The organism is Pedobacter sp. GQ55, from assembly GCF_059758925.1.
This window is the reverse complement of the sequence record NZ_JCAXEI010000008.1, coordinates 86,737-107,898: the sequence shown is the minus strand read 5'-3', so window position 1 is coordinate 107,898 and position 21,162 is coordinate 86,737. Positions and strand designations below refer to the sequence as shown.

The window sequence follows — 21,162 nt, the reverse complement described above, 5'->3', positions numbered from 1 at the left end:
TTATGGGTTGGGAAAGGATTCGATAGCCACTTTGCTCCTAACTAGATTGGTCTTTTTCGTTAAAATACACAATGTCAATTGCATATCTGTACCGACCCTAATTGGCCTCCCGATAAAAAATTAGATTATGTAATTAACTTTTTAACTGCTTTATACTAGTATGAAAAATAATATCAGCGACAGTAACGCCGTAGACTTCAGCAATCTTAAATAATTGTGATGGTGAAAAGTCAACTTCATTGTTTTCCCACTTCCGATAGGAAATTCTACTGATACCTAATAAGTTTATACATGTTTATTTTTCACAGTGATGTATTTGTAAAGATTCAGAGCTGTTGACAGTACAAATGGGTGATGACCTTACGACTCGACTAATTATTTATTTTTTGAACCAAAAGCAACCGCAGCCATAAACTTGTTTTTCTAATAGCATAGTATCTGGATTAACCACTAAGCCGCCATCCTTTTCGTCTTCGGGGATAAGTGCAAACTCCTGCAGTTCCAGCTCCGTAAACAGTTTTAAAACGTGCTCCTTGCTGTATACGCGGTGGGCATTAAAGTATATTTTATCCGTTGCACCTATTGGAACGACAAATAGCAGTGTCCCATTAGGTGCAAGTACCCTTTTGAGTTCGTTTATTGCTTTTATGTCACCATCATAATCCATGGGATCACCATATCTGCCAAGTCCGACATGCTCTACGGTGTGCATGCAAGAAATCGATTCAATTGAATTGGATTCGAAAGGCAGATTCAGTAAGTCTCCGGCAAGCGAGTTAAGGTTATTTAAAACTAAATTTGCAGGCCTGTAATCATAAAAGTCTACAGGTACAAACGCGGAGAGTATAGAACAAAAATGTAAAGTTGAGGAAATATCAATATGTCTGGGAGGATTTATTTGTTTTATAATTCTGGTGGCCCAGGCAGGGTGGTAAACGTAATGTCGGTCGAAACCAGTTGTTGCAGTTGCTTCATCTAAATAAGGTGATTGTAAAGATTTATCTAAAGCGAATCTTTTTACGGTCGACTGTTCCTGTTTTTTTAACTGTTCAAACTGTCTATTGAAAGTTCTTTTCTTTTTTAATCTAGCACGCTGTTTTTTAAACATTATCTATGTTATTATAGAGACATTTTGTGTATTAATTTTTGAGCGCTTTTAAGATTGCTTCAACCCGGTTAAAATACGTATGATTTTTTAAGATATTGCGCTGCATCTCTTTGATCATCTTTATTCTGTCGTCCGGATGAGTCATATAGTAATGTGCTTTTTCAATAAAATCATCAGGCTGGGTTGCAATTACCAATTCATCTTCATTAAAATATTTCCTGGCGAGCAAGTTATCGCAAATTTGGAATCCACCAAGCATAGTTGAGGTAAAAACACGTTCGTTAAGTAATATTTTATTTTTAATTTGGGCTTCTGTATGAACATTTGGAGTGATAAATGAGCGGCTATACAATTGCCCGCTTTCAATCGTTTCAGGATTGGTCATATTATGCTCTGTATATTCAAGGTAATTACCGAATTCCTTTTTTAAAGGCTCTATAAATGACTTGTATGTTGTGAGGCGGTGACCAATGTTGCCAACCCATAAAAAGTCGAACTCTGGGGCTGATAATGGTTTTGTATATTTTGTTTTGTCTGCGCAATGGAGCAGTTGAATAACCTTTAAACCCAATTCTTTTTGATAACCTGAAAAAAATCTTTCATTAATCAGTTCGTCATGTTGAGACCAAATCAATATATTGTGTTTTGAACTGAATTTATTTAAGATCTGTTTGGTTTTTTTAAGTATTGTGTCAATCTGTGGCTCATAATCACAAGGTGAATAGAACGATCCCCAAAGAACAAGAGCCGTAGATTTGAGCCTATTTAAGGGTAGATAAGGAATATTATCCACTGAAGTGAATATAATATCAGGACTAAAAGTGATGAGTTTGAGCTTTTCTGCTGGCCAAAATGAATTTTGTAGCTTACTTATGTCAAAGAATCTAAAGGAGTCACCACGATCTATAAAGGCATTTTTAAAACCATTAGCCACAGTTTTAGCCGCGTAACTCCATTTGTTGTTTGTTTGATAGATGTAAGCAATTTTTTTCATTAAATGTATTTGGTTGATATTTAGAGAAAAACAACTACAAGCTGATCCAGTTTTCCGGAAATGACATCTGGACATGCGGATCGTTGTGATTTACCCATTTTTTAGGACCGATGACAATCTTATCTGGGTTTGGATTAAGCCAAGCTGCCCACCAGCTAAAACTACTATTGGCAATAATATTATGCTTGCAGGCACTCATTAATTGCATGTCAATATAGCTAGACAATTTTTTATTCCAAGAGATAAAGATACAATCATCAAGGTTTAGATTTTCTGTACACCAAAGGATGTCATCAGAGAAAATAAAGAAACTTGGAGAAGTTAAATTGGATTGGATGTAGCTGATCGCTTGTTTATAATATTCGGGGCCACATAATCCACCAAGAAGTGGGTCTTTTAGGTAGTCTCCCCTTCTGATGTGAATGGAAACGCTATTCTTGAGCTTAACCTGATCTAAAATTTGTTGGTTTTCTTTAGAAAGAGGGGATGTAAATTGGAAATCGCTTTTTATTTCACCGGCAATATCCTCGAAATATTTAAAATTTTGCCAGTACCCCCAATAATATGCCGTTCTTGGATTATTCAGAATAGATTCGTCGAATGAAAAGAGTGTTTTTTCTTCTATATAAGTATTCTTAAGACCGAGTGTTCTCCTAAGTTTACTATAAATCCATTTTTTATTATAATATAAATTACTCGTAAATGATGAGATCTTGTTTATTTTCAAACCAAAGATATTCTCTAATTCAAACCCATTGTGTAATGGGTAGTCGTTATAACCTTGCAAATCTGCTTTAACATTGGGGAATTTACTTTGTAAAGACTTATATAGGGTATATTGAAACATTTGATTGCCTAAACCGCCTAGAAATCTGATAATTTTCATGAATTGATTAATGTTTAGTAAAACAGGGAATGTTTGGTACAGGCACTGCCATTTTTATGTAGATAATTGGCCTATTCCTTTGATTGAGAGCTTAAATGCTTTTCTAAGCTGACGGAAACTCACATAAGACCATTTAAAAATATTCTTATTAAATAATAACGGGAGTGCATTCATCTTAGCTTTTTTTATATAAATTATTTCAAACCAGTAGTTAAACAACATCATTTCAAAGGGTATTTCAGGATATTTATTTAAAGAGCTGTTTGCTGCCTTTAATTTAGTGAATAAAGAAAGATAGTCTGCGAAATTAGGGGTACTGTAATCCCATTCTAATATACTGAAAAATGCATCGGTTAATTTTTTGTCGGGACTTATTTGGAGCTTAGTTAGCTGTTTTTCTTTGATTGAACGAACTTTTATTCGGCCGAGTTCCGATTGTACTATGGAAGTATTGCTGCCATGAATTCTGTATTTTACCAGAATGGAATCTAAGTTACCTACGGGGTATTTGTCTGAAATTCGTATAAATAGTTCATAATCCTCTGCCGGTGCATAGTCATTGTACCCGTTTAACTCTTTTAATACGGCAGTTTTATACATTACCGTTGAATTGATAAACGTATTTTGAAAGAGCAGCGTCATTTTTATTTTAGCGGGGTCGATAGGAACAGTAAATCGGTTATCAACCACTGGGGTACCAACCTCGTCAATAACAGAACCATGTCCGCCACATAGTGCAAAATCCGGATGTTCCTGAAAGAAGTTGTATTGAAGTTCTAAGCGGTTATGTATGGCAACATCATCACTATCTAATATAGCAATGTACTCACCCCTAGCTTCATTCAGAACAACATTCCTCGTATATGTTAAGCCTCGGTTTTTAGCATTGTGAACTAACCTAATCCTGGGATCTTTGAAATTGCTTATGATGTTAACCGTTTCGTCTGTAGAACCATCATTCACGATCAATAATTCAAAGTTTTTAAAAGTTTGATCTAAAATGCTTTGAATGGACTCCCTTATATAATTTGCTGCGTTGTAGGCAGCCATAAAAACGGTTATTTTTGGCTTCATGCTGAACAAAGATAATGTTGATGAGTGAGAGAGATTAGGATTATGACTGATAATTATGTAAAAAGGATATCATTTAGGCACTACAGACAATTCCCTTTTGTAGGCCTCATCAAAATCACATTCATCAGAAAGTTGCTTTATAGTATTAAAAGCGTTGTTACTAAAATTCTTTAAGCGCGCTCTGTTTTTGACGAAAACCTCTAGTTCTTTAACAAATAACATTGCAAGATCCTCTACGTTATCGAGATTTTCAACCAGAATTCCATTTTCTTTTTTTGCGGAAATATAATTTGAAAGCTCGCCCACATTCGTTGATATTGGGACAACACCCATGTTCATCCCTTCAAAAACAACAAGTCCCCAGCTTTCTCTGTGTGAGGTAAGCAGTAATAGATGTGCTTCCTTGTAATAGTTATTCAAGATGTTTTTATCGTGGACTTCCCCAATGATGAGTGAGTTTTGTGGAGCAGCTATTTCTCCTGCTTTAAAGTCACCTATAATTTTAAATTCAACTGGAAGATTTAATTGGTAACAGATTTCTGCAATCCTGATCAGCACATTTGGCCTTTTCTCAGGGCTGTTCCGGGCAACAAAAAGGATCTGCAATACGCCGTCATAATCTTTCGCAGGAAAAAAACCGTTAAAAGCAATTTTATTCTGAATAACTGTTAATCTTTCTAAATACTTATCTGGGACATTATTTAGTCGGTACAATTCTTTAAATTGTTGAATAAGCACGTTTCCTACCACTATTCTTTTGTTTATTCTAGGTACATGAGGGATGCTGTACCATTCTATTCCTTTGTCGTCATCGGTAAAATTATGCATAATATCTATTACCTGAACGTGAGGTTCTAAAAGAGGAACCAGGTCATACATAAATCTACTGCACCACCCAGAAACTATAGGGCTTTTCTGCGCGTTTATAGCTTTAGCTATTTTTTTGGATAAGTGTTGTTTAAGTTCTTTTTTTTCAGCCCATCTGCCTAATTCGATGACATCGGCTGCAGCTTCAAATTCTTCTTGGAATCCGTTAGTTATAGACCTGTCGGTAATAAAACAAAGTGGTTTAGGGTCATTAAAGAGATTCATTATATCCACATGGACACGCTCTGCACCTCCAAAAGACCAGGAGGGAAAGAAAAAGTAAATATCTCTTTTCTTTGAAAGTTGTGTTTTTATGTTAGAATATCTGGATAAAGCAGTAATATTTTCTGCAAATCTTTTAATCTTTTTAAGCATAATAAATTCTTTTGGACTCTTGTTTTTATAGTAGTAGATGCTAAGATTCGCTTACCCCTCCATGAGCTTTTTTATTTTCGAGGTAATAGAGTCTGGAGTAATAATCGATGGTAGCAGATAGCTCAGAATCTTCCTTTGTTTTGATTTCCTTTTGTGCGAATAAAAAATGTACTTAATCGGAGTGATTAAAGTTAACCTTATTCTATTAAATAGACTTAGCTTACCTGTAGGGCCAAATTTTAAGGCCAGGTAGTAATCATCCATAATTGCATTGGAATTAATAAAATTTTCATATAGTCTGCTCTTATAATTCAAGGTCAATCTTCCGGATGTGATGTAGTGTTTTAAAGATAAATTAGAATCATAATATAGGTAATATCCTTTAAGAACGATTCTTAAGCAGTATTCAGTATCCTCTGCAGACAATATACTTTGGTCATTTTTATTTATTAAAACTGAAGGGAATGTCTTATAGGTATCCAAGTAGAGTTGGGTTCTTGACGCTAATCCTGCACCCCAAAGTCTTGCTTTGTAAGTGACGTCTCCGGTGTTTTTAGCTTGTTTTCCAACAGCATAACCTTCTTTAACTTCCTCAAACCATTCAGGAAAGGAAATTCCATCCTCAGATACAGCAATGGCCTGACCGCCAACAGCCCCAATTTTAGGGTTTTTATTCAAAATATTAAATGCGATGTTCAGATAACCCTGACTTAACCAATTATCATCATCGCAAATTATAAAATATTCATATTTGGCGTGGGTTATTCCCTTTTGAAAAGCGAATAATTTGCCCGGTTTACTTTCGTGGATAACACTTAAGGGAACATTTGGAATATTGTATTGTAGCCATATTTCTGTTGCAAGAGCAGATGTCCCATCTGTTGACGCATTGTCTACAAGGATGATCTCCCAGTTTAAGTTCTTTTGAACAGCTTGAGCAGCAAGGTGACTTAGTGTTTCTGAAAGCCTGTGTGCTCCATTATATGTGCAAATAATAACGGTAATGCCTTTTTTCATTGAATTTTATTTCCTTCTTTTTGAATTAGCTAAATGTTTGTAATTCAATTAGCTTTTTATAGAGGCCATTATAGTTAATCAACTCCTGATGTGTTCCTGTTTCGATAATCTCTCCCTTATCAATAACAATGATAAGATCAGCACCATGTATTGTACTTAATCTGTGAGCAATTACAACTGAAGTACGATTTTCCATCAATTTGTTTAGTGCATCCTGAACAAGTTTTTCTGATTCTGTATCTAGCGCAGAGGTTGCCTCGTCAAGAAGCATAATAGGTGGGTTTGCTAGAACAGCTCTTGCTATGCATAAGCGCTGTTTTTGTCCGCCCGACAATTTGTTTCCCCTGTCGCCTGTAAAAGTTTGATAACCATTTTCGGTCTGTAGAATGAACTCATGTGCGTTAGCAATTTTTGCGGCAGCAATTACTTCCTCTTCAGTTGCGTTTGGTTTGGCAAAGGCTATGTTGTTAAATATGGAATCATTAAATAAAACAGATTCCTGGTTAACCATACCTAATTGAGAACGAATACTTTCTACAGTTAAATCAGCATAGTCGAGCCCATCAATTTTAATATGCCCTGATTTTGGGTCATGGAACCTCGGTATTAAGTCCATAAGGGTGCTTTTCCCGCCACCAGAAGGTCCTACTAGCGCTATAGTTTTACCCTTTTCAATAGTAAGATTGATGTTCTTCAACACCTCTTTTGATTCATATGAAAATGAGACATTTTCAAAAACAAGAGAATTGTTGAAAGCAGATATTTCTTTTGCGTTGGGCTTATTGACCTGTTCTGGCTTGGTATCAACTAAATCGAGAACGCGCTCTCCGGCAGCTATTCCGGTATGGATTCCGCTAAAAGAATCAGTAAGGGCTTTGGCTGGGCGCATTACTTGTGAAAATATAGCTATATACGCTATAAATTGACTCGTTGATAGTGCACCTGGCTGATGGCTTATAATTAGGCGGCCACCATACCAAACAATGAATGAGACCATTACTATACTTAAAAACTCAGACAAAGGGGAGCCAAGTTGTTGGCGCCTTACCATCTTACGGTTTATGTTGGAATAGAAAACATTTTCATTATGGAATTTTTCTTTTATTCTCTCAGAAGCGTTAAATGCTTTAATAATTTTTATTCCACCTAAGGCCTCATCTAAAAAACCAATCATTTTTGCAAAAGACTCATGGGCTTCCTTGGCCTGATGTTTTATTCTTTTTACTATTTTACTTATTACAAAGGCTGAAATTGGGATAACCAATAAGGAAAATAGGGTTAGCTTTACTGAAATAGACAAAAGTACCAGAATATAGAAAATAAGCGTGAGAGGTTCTTTAAATACTACCTGCAGGGTGTTGGTGACTGTAAATTGTACAACTTGTACATCGGCAGAAACTTTTGATATTATGTCTCCTTTACGTTCATTATTGAAATAACCAACATGTAAATTCATTACATTTTCAAACACCGTTTTCCTTAGGTTAAGCAAGGTGTGAACCCTTAAATCCTCCATAGTTCGTTGAGAGAAGTATCTGAATACATTGGAAAGTAAAACAGAGATAACAATAATGATACAGATATAGGTTAAGGTTTTCTCCTGTCCGTTTGTGATTATTGATGAGTTTACAAACTCTTTAAATTGTGCTGTAATATTAAATGCAGATGCAGCATTATCAGCCAAGCCGGCGCTTTTAGTCGGGTTTTCGGATATTAAAGTTTCAAATAATGGGGCTAATAAGGTAAGGTTGAGTACACTAAATATAACGGAAAGAACGGTAGTGATAACATAGGGTATAGCAAATTTTTCTATCGGTTTTGCAAAGGAAAGTAATCTGAAATAGATTTTCATTGAAATGTATTTTGTGTTTTATCTGTTGTGATGATTTTGTTGTGTAAGACTAACAATTAAAGAGCAAAGGTACACACTATTTAGTTTTATTAGTCAGGATTCATTTATCCAGTCTGGATTTCTAATCTTCTATCAGTAATGATAATAGCTGTAATAATTTGCTTTGCTATAATCATTTTTAATGTTGGGTTGGTATTTTTATTCTCAATATCAGCCGTGGCTGAATCCTTTATTATGTTCAAATATATTAAAATGACAGTGTAATATAAAACGATGTATATTTGTATCTCATGTACGAAAGCACTTCAATTGACATAGTAATACCTTCTTTCAGGTTAGATGAGAATGTACTTTTAAATATTTTCAATGTTGAAAGACCTGTCGGGTTTTTAGTGAATTTTTACATCGTTGCCGATAATCCTTTGTTGGTTATACCTGATGAAATTTTAAAATTAGCCGCTGAGAATAAAATCAACCTGATTAAAAATGAAATTAACCTGGGGTTTTCTAAAACCCGGAATAATGGTATTAGATTGGGAAAGGGTAGATGGGTTTTATTACTTGATGACGATATTGTACCCACTAAAAAGCTATTGATAGCATATGCAGAAGCAATTAAAAAGAACCCGGATTCTATTGGTTTTGCTGGCGTAACTAATTTTCCTCTGCCATTTAACGCTGCTACTGAGGCTATGGATATTAACGGTACAACCGGACATTTTAAGGCAGCTTCAGATAACAAACCTTTGGTGTGGGTGCCAACTGCGAATGTTATGTTAAATAGAGAAAAAATGGACATAACTTTGTTTAACGAAAAGCTGGATAAAGGTGGTGAGGACATAGAGTTTCTACTTAGGAATAGCCTATTGCATAAGGAAAAATATATTCCTGTCCCCGATGCAGTTGTAGAGCACCCATGGTGGAATAATGGGGCCATCCAAACTGAAAGGATTTTTAGATATGGGCGTGGTGCAGCTGATATTGCTGTACTTGATACGATTAAACCTTATACTTATCATGATTTCCTAAATACCTCAGAACTTTTTTTTGTTTTGTTGGTTTTTTCGCCTTTAATAATGATTTTTTATTCTGTTAATGGGTTGGGGTTGTTAATGTTCCTCGTCCTTTTAGCGGAAGTTTTAACCAATATCATCAAGACCTTTTATAAATCAAAAACATTTTCACTTCCTGTGGCCTTGAATCTTTTTTGGATCAAGAACTGTTACGAGGCGGGATACCTGTTTGAAAGTTTAGCAAGAGGCAGGCTGTCAGGTCTTGCAGAGCGTATTGAAATGGGGTTTACTAAGGAAAACCCCAGCTGGTTCAGATTAAATAAATGGAAGATCATAAAAATGATCCTTCTATTGGTGCTGTTTATTATAACTCGTTTATAATTCCATTTTTACAACGAATAGTCTTTTTTCTGACAGAATTGAGGTATTTTTTGAAATTAACATCCTCATTATGCCTGGAATTTATTCGATGATAAAGGTGAAAACAAACTGCTTTTAATTTTAATTGTCTTTGTCTGATTCCAAGGTTTGTTAGCCTTGCAGCTAGTTCAATATCTTCATGGCCCCAACCTTCCAGGTCATTATTGTAACCATTTACAGCAATAAAATCATGCTTCCAAAACGAGAAATTACAGCCCCTAAGATTGTTGGATCGAAAATGATTGCCTTTAAAGAAGCCTGAAAAAATAGGTAAATAACTGGCATTTATTTTACTGCCCACTCCTTTAGTTAAGGAAGTGATACGAATGTTCTTGGTGCTTATTATGGTGTTGGTTAAGTCTGCTGAAAGCATTGATCTGCTCCCCTTTATATAATAACCATGCTGAGCTTCCTCGATATGGTCGGCAATAAATTTTGAATGCAAAATAATATCGCCATCTATTTGTATTATGTAATTGCCAGATGCCGAAGAGATAGCTCTATTCATAATAATGGTTTTTCTGAAACCAAGATCTTCTTGCCACAGATGCTTAACTGGTACTTTTATTCGTTGCTTAAATTCTTCTATTATTGTTTTTGTCCTGTCGTCTGAACCGTCATCAGCAACAATTATTTCATCTGGGAATGCCCTTAAATTCAAAATGCTCTTGAAAACGAGCTCGAGTGCCTTTGGCCAATTATATGTAGATATAACAAGAGTTACAGAGATTTTGTTATTCATGCCTATAAGTATTTGTCTATACCAGATTCACAATAAACTTTTTTAAGCGCTATAGTCTCCTTAAATAACATCTCGTTTTCTGCTAAAGAAGCTCTGGAATTTTCCTTATGGTAGATATGAAATGCAATGGCACCTAGTTTAAGAAACCGTTTTTGTAACCCAATGTTTAATAATCTGGCAATAAACTCCTTGTCCTCCGGACCCCATCCAATAAAACTTTCATTATACCCATTTACTTTTATGGCATCAGAACGCCAGAACGCCATATTGCATCCATGAATTTCATATAATTCGGCACCTTTAATTTTGTATTTTTTTTCGAAAATAGGCCATAAAAAAGGAATGCGTACAACGCTGAAAAAATTGGCTATGTTTTTACTGAAGATATTAATTTTTGAAACCTTCTTGCTGATTAGCTTAGCTGAGAGCTCTTTATCTATATAGCCGCGACTTGCCCTTACAAAGGTGCCAGGCACAGCGAAACTTGTATGATCTTCGATAAACTTCCTGTGAATAATGATATCGCCATCTATTTCAATAATATAATCGCTCTTTGCACCTGCAATAGCCTTATTTAAAATAAGGGTTTTCCTAAACCCAAGATCTTCCTGCCAAAAATGTAATACAGGAATCTGGAATAGCTTTTTGTATTTTTCAATTATTGTTTTAGTCTCTTCGGTAGATCCGTCATCAGCAATGAGTATTTCATCAGGCATTTTTGACTGCAGTAAAACACTAGATAGGACCAGGTCCAATGCTGCGGGCCAATTGTAGGTAGAAATTAATAAAGCAGCCGTAATTTTTTTTTGCATTAGGTAGATTGGGATAAAGGAACAAATTTACAACTTATGTGCCCTAATTTATAATTCAATGAAATTTGCTCCTTTCTTTATAGTACTGGTGTGTGAATTTATTCGGGTTTTAATACGGTTGAGGAGACCTGGAGTTTTTTCCAATGATTGGATTTCTTTTCATACAAGAAAAATTTTGCCAGTTTGTACTTGTCTTTAAGATATGGCGCATATTCAACTCCGAATGTCCTATATGGGATGTTTGGATCTTTCGACAAACATTCATTGATTGCTGCTGTATATACGGTAGGTCCAGTCATCTTATGTACGTCATGGGGGAATTCGTTTTTCCTGATATTTTCCAGCATCAACTCCATTGTTCTTTGAAGGAAAGGGTGGCCAGGTTCATAAAACAATGCCCATTGCACATAACAAATAGGATTCTTTTCAGGAGATAATACTGCTACATCATCAGGTCTAATAAATTGGTTAAAATTCTGTTTAACATTACAGTCAATATCTAAATATATACCGCCTTTTTTTAATAAAATGGCGTACCTAAAAAAGTCTGCTTTAGCTGCGCCGATATTTAGTTTTTGGTATAGTCTAAATGTTTCATCATCAAACTCTTCTGAGAGGAATTTCTCGATCCTTTCATCGTCATAAAATTCATACTGATAGTCAGGATTTCTTTTGAGGAATTTAAAGATATGCCAACGCGTAATTAAAGGCAGGTTCTTTGATTTGAAAGTTTGATGTATGATTTTTGGTATCGGCATTTTAGAATAAAAAAAGATGTTGGGAATAACACGTTAAATAATGAATAAATTCTATTTCTTTGTACCAAAGATAGTTTATTAATGGATACCAATTACCCCCTTTTAAAAGGAATTGAGCAGGGAAGTTTTTTGGCTTTGGCCAGAGTCTTAACATTGGTTGAAAATGATATTGCACCCTCTGCAGATATTTTGCGCATGCTTAATGCTAAGTCAGTAGTTCCGATAATTGGAATTACCGGGCCTCCGGGTGCAGGAAAAAGTACACTCGTAAACGCAATAACAGAACAGTTTGTCAAGCAGGGTAAAAAAGTAGCCATTCTGGCAGTGGACCCCACCTCTCCATTTAATTTTGGTTCATTGCTGGGCGATCGTATAAGAATGGCTCAGCAGTTTAACAACCCCAACGTATATATCAGATCTGTTGCAACAAGGGGCGCATTGGGGGGAATCTCCGCAAAAACCATAGAGATGATTGATGTGATGCGGGCGGCTAACTTCGATATGATTATTGTAGAAACGGTTGGGGTTGGACAGTCCGAAATTGAAATTGCAGGGCTTGCCGATAAAACCGTAGTTGTTTTGGTGCCAGAATCAGGAGATGAAATCCAAAGTATAAAGTCGGGAATAATGGAAATAGCTCAAGGGTTTGTTGTGAACAAAGCAGATCGGGAGGGCGCTGATGTGTTTACTAACACCTTGAAGAAGTTAGTTTTGCATCACCAGATCCCAGTTTTTAAAACCGTCGCAGATAAAAGCGAAGGTATAGATGAACTCTGCGAATGGTTGATGATGCCTGTTGAATCTGATGGAAAACGGAAGGTATTGTTACTGGCCGAAAAGGCATTTAAGATAATAGCGCACTATCGAATGAAAAATGTTGATAAAGTTAAACTTCATTCGGAGATGGTAAAAGCATTGAAAAGACCAGATTTTAACATTTATAAGTTTATTGATCAATGGATTTAGGTGATTTTGTCTTAAAAACAGGACTTTTCTGTATACAGGATTAGGACAATATTTGAAAAAAGTTAATTGTTTTTGGCAACATATAACTTTTGTTTTACATGCTGAAATTAGAATGTCTGATTGTAAAAGTGATCTTGGTGGCTTTAGACGGTGTTTTTGTGCTTTTTATGCTGTAATGAATTGAGGATTCATTTTTATTGATATTTTTTTAATACAAAACATAAATACTATTCGTATTATGTTTGCATAATTGTCGGTATTTAATAAATTTGGAACAGAGTTTGTACAAGTGTTTTGAGAAATTAAAAATTTGTTTAATTTTGCTACACAAAAAAAACATACAATTAAAATTTGTTTAACCTTAAAAAAGAAAATTATGAATTATTCTACTTTAAAAAAGAGTCTAGCAGTTTCTTTTGTTGCGTTGATGGGAGTAACCTCTCTAGCTAACGCTCAAGATTCTACTGGAACTTCTTCTTCGGCCAAGGTATTTGGTGGAAGGGGTCAGTACAGATCTTGGTCTTTCGGAATCAACGGTGGTGTTTTATCTCCATTTGTTGCTATCGGTGGTACTAATGATTTCAATAAGATGGACGTAAACTTAGGTTACGGTATCTCATTAAGAAAACAATTAGGTCATGCATTTGGTATTGAAGGTAACATCTTCCGTGGAAAAGTATCTGGATCAAGCAAAAACGCTGCAGCTTCTCCTAAAGAATTTGAAACTGAAATTGGCTATGCTGCTGACATCAGAGGTGTCGTTAACGTTGCTACTGTTGACTTCTTACGTCGTGAGAACTCAGTTAACTTCTTCGTTACGGCTGGTTATGGTTTAATCGCTTATGCTCCTAAAGTTGATGGTTTTGACTGGAAAGACAAAGCTATAGGTGAAGCTACCGACAGGCACGATGCTAAAACTTATGTTAAAGAAGCTTATATCCCAGTAGGTGCTGGTGTTAAATTCAAAGTTTCTGAGCGTGTATCATTTAACTTAGGTTATACTATGCACTTCATTGATGGAGATAACTTTGACGGAACTTACGCAAACGGAGCTTCTAACAAAGATAAATTCTCTTATGGATATGCTGGTTTAGAATTCTCTCTAGGTTCTAAATCTAAACCGAACTTGGATTGGGTTAACCCACTTGCTTTAATGTATGATGAATTGAAAGATCCTTCATTACGTCAAGAAGTTGAAGCTTTAAAAGCTCGTGTTGCTAATGTAGAGCAAGCTGTTGAAGGTTTGAAAAAAGATTCTGATGGTGACGGTGTTTCTGATCAATTTGACAAATGCCCAGGAACTCCTGCAGGTACTGCTGTTGACGGATCAGGATGTCCTCTACCTAAAGTAACTGAAACTGCTCCTGCTAGCAACGTTACTGGTTTTGAAACTATCCAATTTGAATTTAACTCATCAGTTTTAAAAACTGAATCTTATCCTACTTTAGATAAATTATCTTCAGTATTGCGTGAAAACGGTGGTAAAGTAGCTGTAAACGGTTACGCTTCAAGCGAAGGTACTGCTGCATACAATTTGAAATTATCTAAAGACAGAGCTAATTCTGTTAAAACTTACTTAGTTAACTCTGGTGTTAACGCTAGTCAAGTTGTAACTAAAGGTTTTGGCGAAGCTAATCCAATTGCTTCTAACGATACTGAAGAAGGTCGTATCCAAAACCGTCGTGTTGAAACAGCTAGAAACTAATACTTTCTAACAACAATACTTAAAAAGGGTCCCATAATTTGGGGCCCTTTTTTTATTTTATAAGGTGATGCTATTAGGGTGCTTCAACAAATGCATCTACCGTTATCAAAATATTTTCAATTACTTTCCAATTAAATTAATTCTGGTTGTATAATTGAGGGATGAAAGGCTAATAAATTGTATTTAGGACTATTTTATCTAAGTTTGTAGTAAGATGTATTTTTTTAGAAAAAGAGACCCTAGCAGGCCCACTAACATTAACATTAAAATAATGCATATTATTAATGCAACGGCAATTATTGTATTTGTTGCAGGTATTTTATGGAAATTAATTGATTGGATTTTACTGAAATGAATAGAACAATAAACACAAAAAATGCCCCAGCTCCAATTGGTCCTTATAGCCAGGCGGTAATCGCTAATGGCTTTTTATTTTTATCAGGGCAGATTGCAATAAACCCTGAATCAGGAGAGGTTATACAATCTTCAATTGCAGAGGAGACACATCAGGTTATGAGAAACATTAAGGCTGTTCTATTAGAAGCTTCTTATGGTTTTGAGGATGTTGTTAAGACGACTATTTTTTTGTCGGATATGGCTTTATTTGCTGAAGTAAATGAGATATATGGATCATTCTTTCATAAGAACTTTCCTGCACGGGAAACCGTAGCGGTAAAAGGCCTGCCAAAGGGAGTAAATGTAGAGATATCTATGACAGCTTATAAAGGGTAAGTTTTGCCAAAATCTAATCTTAGGTATTTTTTTGCCGGCATTTTATCTTTCGCGATCTGGGGATTCTTTTCGATACCACTAAGAAATCTTAAAGAATTTCCTTCTGAAGAGATTCTGTATTATAGAATTTTTACTTCCCTGGTTTTTATTTGGCTTGCCATTTTTATTTTCAGACGTAGATATTTGAAGAGTGACATTGCCTACTTATCATCGATAACTCCTAAGGAAAGGAAAATAGTTGTTCTGCAGATAGTGGCATCCACTGTACTTTTAACCTCAAACTGGTATACCTACATCTACGCGGTCAACAATGTAAGCTTACAGTCGGCAGCATTTGCGTATATGGTTTGTCCGTTAATTACAGCATTTGGTGGGTTCATTGTTTTAAAAGAAGAGTTGTCAAGACTAAAGCTTTTATCGCTGGCAATAGCCTTGTTTAGCATTATCTTACTTGCTACCGGATCTTTAATTGAAGTGGCATGGTCAGTTGTTATTGCAACTTTATATGCCTTCTATTTGATTATACAGCGCAAAATGAAAAATCTGGATAAGTTAAATGTCCTGGCTACTCAAATTGGACTGGCAGTACTTTTGATGATGCCATTATACATAAGTAAACACGAATCTTTTCCAACCGATTTATGGTTTTGGGGAAACATTACTGTGGTTGCGGTGGTATTTACGATTATTCCTTTGTTTATGAGCCTGTATGCTTTGATAGGAATTCCTTCATCGACTCTTGGAATAATTATTTATGTAAATCCGCTTATCGCGTTTGCTGTGGCTATTTTTTATTTTAATGAACACATTGATTCTCATAAGCTATCGGCCTATTTGTTATTATTAGTTTCGGTTATTGTATTTAATTGGAGCATATTAAAAGATATATTTACATTTAATAGAAAAAATATTTAAAGCCTTGTTTGTTTCTACCTTAGATACGACTATAGAATTTCTTAAAGGCGTAGGGCCTAAGCGCGCTGAACTTTTTCAAAAAGAGTTAGGTATTTTTACCTATGAGCATCTCTTGAATTTTTTTCCCTTCAGGTATATTGACCGGACCAGATTCTATAAGATTAGTGAATTAGATCCTGATTTACCTTATGTGCAAATACTTGGCAGGATAACCAGTAAGGAACAAATAGGTGAAAAACATAAGAAGCGCCTGGTGGCCCGACTTACTGATGAGACGGGCTCAATAGAATTGGTATGGTTTCAGAGTTTGAAGTGGGTTGATGAAAATGTTACTAAGGGGAAAGTTTATATTGTATTTGGGAAGCCCACAGTATTTAATGGTTCATTTAGTATTTCGCACCCGGATTTAGAGAACTACCCAAGACCGACAACTATAACTGGTAACTTAAGGTTACAGCCTGTATATCATTCTACTGAAAAACTAAAGAAGTTTTTTCTTGATAGTAAGGGAATCCAGAAACTGCAAACCTTATTAATTGAACAGCATCTTAAGGAAATAGTAGAAACCATTCCTCCATATATTCAGGAAAAATATCAAATGGTTGGCAGAAAAGAAGCCTTGTTAAATATTCATTTTCCTAAGGATGTTAAGTCGCTGAAATCTGCTGAGCGGAGATTAAAATTTGAAGAGCTTTTTTTTATTCAACTTCAATTATTGCATAATAAGCAGCTGCGGGAAATGAGATTTAAAGGTCACTCATTTGACATAGTTGGAGAAAGAATGAATACGTTTTATAAAGAGATTCTGCCTTTTGAATTAACAAATGCACAGAAAAGAGTAGTAAAGGAGATCAGGCTTGATACACAGCGAGGAATTCAGATGAATCGACTGGTTCAGGGAGATGTAGGCAGTGGGAAAACAGTTGTTGCACTTATGAGTATGCTGCTTGCAAGCGATAATGGTTATCAGGCCTGCATGATGGCGCCTACAGAGATATTAGCGCGTCAACATTATCAATCTATTGTAGATCTGTTAAAGGATCGGTTGGTGAAAGTTGCTATTCTTACAGGTAGCAGCACAAAGAAACAAAGAACACAACTTCATAATGAGCTTGAAGCTGGTGAGATTGATATTCTGGTTGGTACGCATGCGTTGATAGAGGACAAGGTTGTGTTTAAGAATTTGGGACTCGTGGTAATTGATGAACAGCACCGGTTTGGAGTTGAACAGAGAGCAAAGCTTTGGAGAAAAAATGTTATCCCCCCTCATATCCTGGTGATGACTGCTACACCAATTCCCCGTACGTTGGCTATGACATTATACGGAGACCTTGATGTATCTATTATCGATGAATTACCAGTGGGAAGAAAACCAATTGAAACAAGACACCTTTATGAGGGGCAACGCCTAAGGATGTTCGGGTTCATGAAGGAGGAGATTAAGAAGGGGCGCCAAGTTTATATTGTATATCCCTTGATAAAGGAGAGCGAGAAGTTAGATCTATTACATCTTGAAGCGGGGATCGAGCAACTTAGTTATCACTTTCCTTTACCCGATTATCAAATTAGCATAGTGCATGGAAAGATGAGCAATTCAGATAAACAATTTGAAATGCAACGCTTCATTGATCACAAAACGCAGATTATGGTTGCTACCACAGTTATAGAGGTTGGCGTAAACGTACCTAATGCTTCGATAATGGTTATTGAAAATGCAGAACGATTTGGGCTTTCACAGCTACACCAATTACGTGGAAGAGTGGGTAGAGGTGCAGAGCAATCATTTTGTATTCTAATGTCAGGAAATAAATTGAGTCCTGATGGTAAGCTGCGTTTAGAAACCATGGTAAAAACAAACAACGGATTTGAGATTTCGGAAATAGACTTACAGTTAAGGGGCCCTGGAGATATTTCCGGAACACAACAAAGCGGTGTACTGGAGCTTAAGCTTGCTGATCTCGCTAAAGATCAGCAGATATTACAGGAAGCTCGAAATACTGTAATTGAAACGCTTTCTGAAGATCCTAATCTAGAGAGTCCTCAAAATAGTCTACTAAGAACTTACCTCTCTAAAAGAAGCAGAGGCATAGCATTTGATAAAATATCTTAATCCTCGTCACTTCCCGGTAATGATCCAGAGCCTGAATAAGCGCCTTTACGTATAATAGGTGTTTTAAGGTACTTGTAAAGTTCATCAAGATGTAGCAAACTTCCGTTTGTAAGATTGCCCAGAAATATAATAACAATGTTTTTCTGAACATCGCGCACATAAATGTGTCTGAATCCATGCCACCATCCTGTGTGATATACTACTTTACGGCCGTTATCCCCATCAAATATCCGCCATCCGTAGCCGTAATTAAAGTGTCCGTTGATCGCTTTGTTGTGGCCCGTATAGGCGGAATCAAGACTTGCCTTTTTTAGTAGCCTGCCATTTTTTAACGCTTTGTCATATAGAACCAAATCATGGAGTGTACTATAGATGCCTTTATCACCTACTGGACCATCAAGGAAATTTTGTGCTACAGAGTATCTCCATGAACGGTCATGTCCAACAACGTCTACAGGTATTTTTGGGTAAACAGTAGTTGAATAAACATGAGTATGCTTCATACCAGCCGGTTTAAAAATGTTCTCCATCACATAATCGGAATAGGGCTTGCCTGTTACTTTCTCTATGATTGCTGCCAACACCATATAATTGGAGTTGTTATAGTGAAAGCGATTATCCGGTTTGGTATATGGATTCGGTTTTTTCTCTGCGATGACCTGCATCACATCCTGGTTTGATACTCCTTTTTTCATGTCACGCTTTTCTTTGCGCCATATGTCGTCGATGAAATACACATAGTTCATCATTCCGCTGCGGTGCGAAAGGAGCAGTCTTACTTTGATCCCGTCATACGGAAAGTTAGGGTAAAACTTTTTTACATCATCATTTAGCGAAAGTTTGCCTTGCTCAACTAATTGCATGATGGCAGTACCGGTAAAAGTTTTAGTTACTGAGGCGAGCTCAAATTCAGAGTTTATCTTTAAGCTATCTCGATGCAGATAGTCTGCCCAGCCGATAGCTTTTTCATAAAGGATTTTACCATCCTTTGCAACCAGCATATTTCCATTAAAGCCGTACTTTTTATGAAGATTCTGTACAAAATCAGCTATCCATTTATCACCTTTTGCAGGGTCATATGCTAAAAGCACACTATCAGCCTTATCATCTTCAACAGTACGTTCTTTACTGGGCTCCTGTAATGTTGTGCTTTTTCTGGAATTTGAACAGGCAATAAATAAAAAGGCGGCCATTGAAGCCACTGATAGAATATTACGATAACTCATGAATTGTGTGTACAGTTTAAAAGCCCGAAAATTAAGGAATAATAATGCTTTAAACGCAAAAGAGTTTTAAACATTGCAGGTTTTATTTTATTTGCAATTTTTTTTTGAAGTTGTATTAAACATCTGACACTAAAGGGCTCTTTAAAAATTTTAAAAACCCTAAATTTGCAGGTATAAAACTTAGAATACTATGAATTTTAGAATCGAACACGATACGATGGGTGAAGTACAAGTACCTGCTGATAAATATTGGGGTGCTCAAACTGAACGTTCAAGAAATAACTTTAAGATTGGTCCGGAGGCTTCAATGCCAAAGGAAGTTATACATGCATTTGGTTATTTGAAAAAAGCTGCTGCTTTAGCCAATACTGAGCTTGGTGTTTTGACAACGGAAAAAGCTGAGTTAATTGCAAAAGCGTGCGATGAAGTTGTCGCAGGTAGTTTAGACGATCAATTCCCATTGGTAATCTGGCAAACCGGTTCTGGTACTCAAAGTAATATGAATGCCAATGAAGTAATAGCAAATCGCGCGCATGTTTTAAATGGCGGATCATTAGGTGATGATAAAAAAGTGCTTCATCCCAATGATGATGTAAATAAGTCTCAGTCATCAAACGATACTTATCCTACAGCTATGCATATTGCCGCTTATAAACAAGCAGTGGAAATTACCATACCTGGATTAGAAAAATTGCGAAACACTTTACATAAAAAGGCAATTGAATTTACAGATATCGTTAAAACTGGACGTACCCATTTTATGGATGCAACACCTTTAACGCTAGGACAGGAATTTTCAGGATATGTTCAACAAATAGATAACAGTATCAGAGCGGTGAAAAATGCTCTGGTAATGATTAGTGAACTTGCCTTAGGCGGAACAGCTGTTGGAACCGGATTAAATACTCCTAAAGGGTATGATGTTTTGGTTGCTAAGAAAATTGCAGAACTAACAGCGCTTCCTTTTGTAACAGCACCTAATAAATTTGAGGCACTGGCGGCTCACGATGCCATGGTTGAACTTTCGGGAGCTTACAAACGTACAGCTGTGTCTTTAATGAAGATTGCAAATGATGTAAGGATGCTAAGTTCTGGTCCTCGTTGCGGAATAGGCGAGATCATCATTCCTGATAATGAACCGGGTTCATCTATTATGCCAGGTAAAGTTAATCCGACACAACCTGAGGCTATGACTATGGTGTGTGCTCAGGTAATGGGTAATGATGTTACAGTAGGTATTGGTGGAAGTAATGGCCATTTTGAGTTGAATGTTTTTAAACCTGTTATTGCTGCTAACGTTTTACAATCAGGAAGGCTAATCGGTGATGCTTGTGTCTCATTCAATGATAAATGCGCTGAAGGAATATTACCTAACCTACCGGAAATTAAGAAACATTTACAAAATTCTTTGATGCTGGTTACTGCGTTGAATCCTCATGTTGGATATGAAAATGCAGCGAAGATTGCAAAGAAAGCGCATAAAGAGAATAAAACCTTACGTGAAGCTTCCATAGAATTGGGTTTGCTTACCGGTGAGCAATTTGATGAGTGGGTTCGTCCAGAGGATATGGTAGGTAGCTTAAAATAGGG

At 36.2% G+C, this 21,162-nt stretch carries 20 protein-coding genes; 8 read left to right on the top strand and 12 right to left on the bottom strand.

Translation table 11 applies throughout. The annotated features are described in order from the left end of the window. Positions 1–133: 133 nt before the first annotated feature. The 8 genes from AC6CH7_RS19595 to AC6CH7_RS19560 all read right to left on the bottom strand — a co-directional run bounded on the left by AC6CH7_RS19595 (position 134) and on the right by AC6CH7_RS19560 (position 8,173). A complete protein-coding gene (locus tag AC6CH7_RS19595; protein ID WP_498264458.1) occupies positions 134–274 on the bottom strand; it encodes a helix-turn-helix transcriptional regulator in 141 nt (46 codons plus the stop codon). Between the two features lie 105 nt (positions 275–379). Further along, positions 380–1,108, bottom strand: coding sequence for a DUF268 domain-containing protein (locus AC6CH7_RS19590; RefSeq protein ID WP_498264330.1), 729 nt, complete (start codon positions 1,106–1,108; stop codon positions 380–382). 31 nt (positions 1,109–1,139) lie between these two features. Next, on the bottom strand, positions 1,140–2,102 hold the full coding sequence (locus AC6CH7_RS19585) for a glycosyltransferase family protein (RefSeq protein WP_498264329.1): 963 nt from the start codon (positions 2,100–2,102) through the stop codon (positions 1,140–1,142). A gap of 34 nt (positions 2,103–2,136) precedes the next feature. Continuing rightward, positions 2,137–2,988 (bottom strand): alpha-1,2-fucosyltransferase, encoded by an 852-nt coding sequence (locus AC6CH7_RS19580; protein ID WP_498264328.1) that lies wholly within the window; start codon positions 2,986–2,988, stop codon positions 2,137–2,139. Positions 2,989–3,042: 54 nt separating this feature from the next. Further along, positions 3,043–4,062 carry a glycosyltransferase family 2 protein gene (locus AC6CH7_RS19575; protein WP_498264327.1) on the bottom strand — a complete coding sequence of 340 codons (1,020 nt, stop codon included), beginning with the start codon at positions 4,060–4,062 and terminating at the stop codon, positions 3,043–3,045. A 69-nt stretch (positions 4,063–4,131) separates the two neighbouring features. Then, positions 4,132–5,304, bottom strand: a complete 1,173-nt coding sequence (locus AC6CH7_RS19570; protein WP_498264326.1) for a glycosyltransferase family 4 protein — start codon at positions 5,302–5,304, stop codon at positions 4,132–4,134. Positions 5,305–5,355: 51 nt separating this feature from the next. Then, on the bottom strand, positions 5,356–6,321 hold the full coding sequence (locus AC6CH7_RS19565; protein WP_498264325.1) for a glycosyltransferase: 966 nt from the start codon (positions 6,319–6,321) through the stop codon (positions 5,356–5,358). Positions 6,322–6,346: 25 nt separating this feature from the next. Next, positions 6,347–8,173: an ABC transporter ATP-binding protein gene (locus tag AC6CH7_RS19560; RefSeq protein ID WP_498264324.1), complete on the bottom strand. Its 1,827-nt coding sequence runs from the start codon at positions 8,171–8,173 to the stop codon at positions 6,347–6,349. A gap of 290 nt (positions 8,174–8,463) precedes the next feature. Here AC6CH7_RS19560 and AC6CH7_RS19555 point away from each other — a divergent pair, with 290 nt between their 5' ends. After that, positions 8,464–9,567, top strand: a complete 1,104-nt coding sequence (locus tag AC6CH7_RS19555) for a glycosyltransferase family 2 protein (RefSeq protein WP_498264323.1) — start codon at positions 8,464–8,466, stop codon at positions 9,565–9,567. On the opposite strand, the gene AC6CH7_RS19550 is transcribed toward AC6CH7_RS19555, so the two are convergent. The 3 genes from AC6CH7_RS19550 to AC6CH7_RS19540 all read right to left on the bottom strand — a co-directional run bounded on the left by AC6CH7_RS19550 (position 9,551) and on the right by AC6CH7_RS19540 (position 11,918). Further along, positions 9,551–10,348 carry a glycosyltransferase family 2 protein gene (locus AC6CH7_RS19550; protein WP_498264322.1) on the bottom strand — a complete coding sequence of 266 codons (798 nt, stop codon included), beginning with the start codon at positions 10,346–10,348 and terminating at the stop codon, positions 9,551–9,553. The genes AC6CH7_RS19555 and AC6CH7_RS19550 overlap by 17 nt on opposite strands. A gap of 2 nt (positions 10,349–10,350) precedes the next feature. Next, complete coding sequence (locus AC6CH7_RS19545) at positions 10,351–11,160, bottom strand: glycosyltransferase family 2 protein (protein ID WP_498264321.1); 810 nt, start codon at positions 11,158–11,160, stop codon at positions 10,351–10,353. A 98-nt stretch (positions 11,161–11,258) separates the two neighbouring features. Beyond that, positions 11,259–11,918 carry a glycosyltransferase family 32 protein gene (locus AC6CH7_RS19540; protein WP_498264320.1) on the bottom strand — a complete coding sequence of 220 codons (660 nt, stop codon included), beginning with the start codon at positions 11,916–11,918 and terminating at the stop codon, positions 11,259–11,261. An 81-nt stretch (positions 11,919–11,999) separates the two neighbouring features. Here AC6CH7_RS19540 and meaB point away from each other — a divergent pair, with 81 nt between their 5' ends. The 6 genes from meaB to recG all read left to right on the top strand — a co-directional run bounded on the left by meaB (position 12,000) and on the right by recG (position 18,346). Continuing rightward, entirely contained in the window at positions 12,000–12,884 is an 885-nt protein-coding gene (meaB, locus tag AC6CH7_RS19535; protein WP_498264319.1) for a methylmalonyl Co-A mutase-associated GTPase MeaB, read from the top strand. Positions 12,885–13,260: 376 nt separating this feature from the next. Continuing rightward, complete coding sequence (locus AC6CH7_RS19530) at positions 13,261–14,589, top strand: OmpA family protein (protein WP_498264318.1); 1,329 nt, start codon at positions 13,261–13,263, stop codon at positions 14,587–14,589. 214 nt (positions 14,590–14,803) lie between these two features. Continuing rightward, positions 14,804–14,944 (top strand): DUF6728 family protein, encoded by a 141-nt coding sequence (locus AC6CH7_RS19525; RefSeq protein WP_306413933.1) that lies wholly within the window; start codon positions 14,804–14,806, stop codon positions 14,942–14,944. Continuing rightward, positions 14,941–15,321 (top strand): RidA family protein, encoded by a 381-nt coding sequence (locus AC6CH7_RS19520; protein ID WP_498264317.1) that lies wholly within the window; start codon positions 14,941–14,943, stop codon positions 15,319–15,321. Before AC6CH7_RS19525 ends, AC6CH7_RS19520 begins: the two co-directional genes overlap by 4 nt. A gap of 3 nt (positions 15,322–15,324) precedes the next feature. Further along, positions 15,325–16,236, top strand: coding sequence for an EamA family transporter (locus AC6CH7_RS19515; protein WP_498264316.1), 912 nt, complete (start codon positions 15,325–15,327; stop codon positions 16,234–16,236). 4 nt (positions 16,237–16,240) lie between these two features. After that, positions 16,241–18,346, top strand: a complete 2,106-nt coding sequence (gene recG, locus AC6CH7_RS19510; RefSeq protein ID WP_498264315.1) for an ATP-dependent DNA helicase RecG — start codon at positions 16,241–16,243, stop codon at positions 18,344–18,346. Here recG and AC6CH7_RS19505 read toward each other — a convergent pair. Further along, a complete protein-coding gene (locus AC6CH7_RS19505) occupies positions 18,343–19,572 on the bottom strand; it encodes a serine hydrolase domain-containing protein (RefSeq protein WP_498264314.1) in 1,230 nt (409 codons plus the stop codon). The genes recG and AC6CH7_RS19505 overlap by 4 nt on opposite strands. Before the next feature lie 190 nt (positions 19,573–19,762). Between AC6CH7_RS19505 and fumC the strand changes: the two genes are divergently transcribed. Then, positions 19,763–21,160 (top strand): class II fumarate hydratase, encoded by a 1,398-nt coding sequence (fumC, locus tag AC6CH7_RS19500; protein ID WP_498264313.1) that lies wholly within the window; start codon positions 19,763–19,765, stop codon positions 21,158–21,160. Positions 21,161–21,162 lie beyond the last annotated feature (2 nt).

Bases quoted from the DNA above. Each gene is read 5' to 3' on its own strand.
- meaB (WP_498264319.1), top strand. From the start codon at position 12,000: ATGGATACCAATTACCCCCTTTTAAAAGGAATTGAGCAGGGAAGTTTT.
- AC6CH7_RS19550 (WP_498264322.1), bottom strand. From the start codon at position 10,348: ATGAATAACAAAATCTCTGTAACTCTTGTTATATCTACATATAATTGG.
- AC6CH7_RS19560 (WP_498264324.1), bottom strand. From the start codon at position 8,173: ATGAAAATCTATTTCAGATTACTTTCCTTTGCAAAACCGATAGAAAAA.
- AC6CH7_RS19565 (WP_498264325.1), bottom strand. From the start codon at position 6,321: ATGAAAAAAGGCATTACCGTTATTATTTGCACATATAATGGAGCACAC.
- AC6CH7_RS19590 (WP_498264330.1), bottom strand. From the start codon at position 1,108: ATGTTTAAAAAACAGCGTGCTAGATTAAAAAAGAAAAGAACTTTCAAT.
- AC6CH7_RS19575 (WP_498264327.1), bottom strand. From the start codon at position 4,062: ATGAAGCCAAAAATAACCGTTTTTATGGCTGCCTACAACGCAGCAAAT.
- AC6CH7_RS19580 (WP_498264328.1), bottom strand. From the start codon at position 2,988: ATGAAAATTATCAGATTTCTAGGCGGTTTAGGCAATCAAATGTTTCAA.
- AC6CH7_RS19525 (WP_306413933.1), top strand. From the start codon at position 14,804: ATGTATTTTTTTAGAAAAAGAGACCCTAGCAGGCCCACTAACATTAAC.
- AC6CH7_RS19540 (WP_498264320.1), bottom strand. From the start codon at position 11,918: ATGCCGATACCAAAAATCATACATCAAACTTTCAAATCAAAGAACCTG.
- AC6CH7_RS19555 (WP_498264323.1), top strand. From the start codon at position 8,464: ATGTACGAAAGCACTTCAATTGACATAGTAATACCTTCTTTCAGGTTA.
- AC6CH7_RS19505 (WP_498264314.1), bottom strand. From the start codon at position 19,572: ATGAGTTATCGTAATATTCTATCAGTGGCTTCAATGGCCGCCTTTTTA.
- AC6CH7_RS19545 (WP_498264321.1), bottom strand. From the start codon at position 11,160: ATGCAAAAAAAAATTACGGCTGCTTTATTAATTTCTACCTACAATTGG.
- AC6CH7_RS19520 (WP_498264317.1), top strand. From the start codon at position 14,941: ATGAATAGAACAATAAACACAAAAAATGCCCCAGCTCCAATTGGTCCT.
- AC6CH7_RS19585 (WP_498264329.1), bottom strand. From the start codon at position 2,102: ATGAAAAAAATTGCTTACATCTATCAAACAAACAACAAATGGAGTTAC.
- AC6CH7_RS19570 (WP_498264326.1), bottom strand. From the start codon at position 5,304: ATGCTTAAAAAGATTAAAAGATTTGCAGAAAATATTACTGCTTTATCC.
- fumC (WP_498264313.1), top strand. From the start codon at position 19,763: ATGAATTTTAGAATCGAACACGATACGATGGGTGAAGTACAAGTACCT.
- AC6CH7_RS19530 (WP_498264318.1), top strand. From the start codon at position 13,261: ATGAATTATTCTACTTTAAAAAAGAGTCTAGCAGTTTCTTTTGTTGCG.